Genomic DNA, 1616 nt, shown 5'->3' with positions numbered 1-1616 from the left:
ACGATTTAATCGTACCTATCGCACGGAAATATTGGATTTATATTTATTTAATAATCTAGAACAAGCAAGAAAGGTAACCTAGGAATGGCTAACCATTTATAATACTGAAAGACCTCATGAAGCATTAAATAATATGNNAGCAGCATGATTTTCTACGTCTGTTTTGTACTAACTATGGGGTATTTACACAACATAGCCATTCCACTTAGCCAAATTACCTACGTATTTAACCTTTACCATAAAGCTCATCAATCAACTGATTATATTCTAAATAATAATCTCTAAACCTTTCCTTATCATACAAACGTTTATAAAGATATGTTCTTCTATGAATTGCATATAAAGTATCTTTTCCACTATATCTATCCATCTCCCAATCTTTAATGTCTATTTCCCATTGTTTAAGTGTAAATAATTGAATTTTTTCATAATCAGACAAAATATTTAATTTTTTTATTAATACAGTTTCTCTCAACCGTGCAATTGTCATATAACGATAAATATATTCATTACTCAGTTTATTCTTATCCAGATTAGTCTTAAATTTTTCATTTCTTAAAATCCTAAATGCATGCCGAGCGAGACAATAACGATGAGGATTTTTCCAGTCAACAGGCCTGCCTAACTGCTTCAAATGGTTATCAGCTCTGATAACACATTCTTTCTTATCCGGTTTTTCAATATAAAAGTCAAAAAAAGAATAAGCCTCAAGAGTATCTAATCTATAAACAACAATAGCGACTTTAATGCCATTATCAACATCATCTACATCCATAGTATATGCTTCAAAATATTCATTTTTTCCTACACGCACAGGTACTAATTGCCAATATTTGTGATTTAAATATCTATTACACATGCATCACTCCATTAATTTACAAAGAAAATCAATTAAAAATAACACAACCCATTATAATAAATAGCCATATCGATAACCCTACCCCTATAACATAAAATCATCCTGCTTAACTGGATTAATATCTGTTACATATAATCTTAGCCAAATTTCCCCCAGCTAAAAAACCTACTAGTCAAACTATAAACACACAATTAAACCTAACCAATATAAAACTATGTCATAACATTATATAATGGCATATTTTTGTCCAGCCTTTAAACCTAAACTTATTTACATAAAAATCTTAATTAATCAAGTTCTTTAGGTTTAAGATGCGGGTGTCTGATATATATATTTTTTAAAACATCCCAATATATAATACTCATCAATTGAGCAACAACCTTACGATAAGCAATAAATTCGTTTTCAGAACAACACTCTTGTACCTGCAATAATGATTCATCTAACTCACGCGTTGTTTTTAAAAGCAAATCACTAATATTTTGAGCAACTACTTGATTTTCTATCATATAAGTACCCCTTAGCAGTCATTGTCTTTTCAATGCCTTCTTCCGCAAATCCAAAACTTAAATCCATTATTTCCACTGAATAAAGCTGCTTCCAAACGCCTTTCACAGCCCATCTCCTTAACTATAAAGCATCATTGCTCTTCAAACTCTTCACAATGCTCCTCAACTCTATCAATAAAACCATAATATAAAACAAGTTTCCCCCCAGTCCAACGGCAATACCATTTGTGATCCTCGCCAAAAAAGTG

2 protein-coding genes and 2 pseudogenes are annotated in these 1616 nt (G+C 30.9%); 2 read left to right on the top strand and 2 right to left on the bottom strand.

Features of this window, described 5'->3' with window-relative positions; translation table 11 throughout:
* Both B9N71_RS13780 and B9N71_RS13680 read left to right on the top strand, forming a co-directional pair.
* Positions 1–79, top strand: a pseudogene (locus B9N71_RS13780) (integrase core domain-containing protein); the annotation flags it as partial.
* A 3-nt stretch (positions 80–82) separates the two neighbouring features.
* Positions 83–148 (top strand): annotated as a pseudogene (locus B9N71_RS13680) (integrase core domain-containing protein); the annotation flags it as partial.
* 78 nt (positions 149–226) lie between these two features.
* Here B9N71_RS13680 and B9N71_RS12675 read toward each other — a convergent pair.
* Entirely contained in the window at positions 227–859 is a 633-nt protein-coding gene (locus B9N71_RS12675; protein WP_085166153.1) for a hypothetical protein, read from the bottom strand.
* 287 nt (positions 860–1146) lie between these two features.
* Positions 1147–1368 carry a hypothetical protein gene (locus B9N71_RS12670; RefSeq protein ID WP_085166152.1) on the bottom strand — a complete coding sequence of 74 codons (222 nt, stop codon included), beginning with the start codon at positions 1366–1368 and terminating at the stop codon, positions 1147–1149.
* Between the last annotated feature and the right edge of the window lie 248 nt (positions 1369–1616).

The organism is Gilliamella bombi (assembly GCF_900103255.1).
GTDB classification, from domain to species: Bacteria; Pseudomonadota; Gammaproteobacteria; order Enterobacterales; family Orbaceae; genus Gilliamella; species Gilliamella bombi.
Note: the sequence above shows the minus strand (reverse complement) of the source record. Positions and strands in the feature narration are given on the sequence as shown.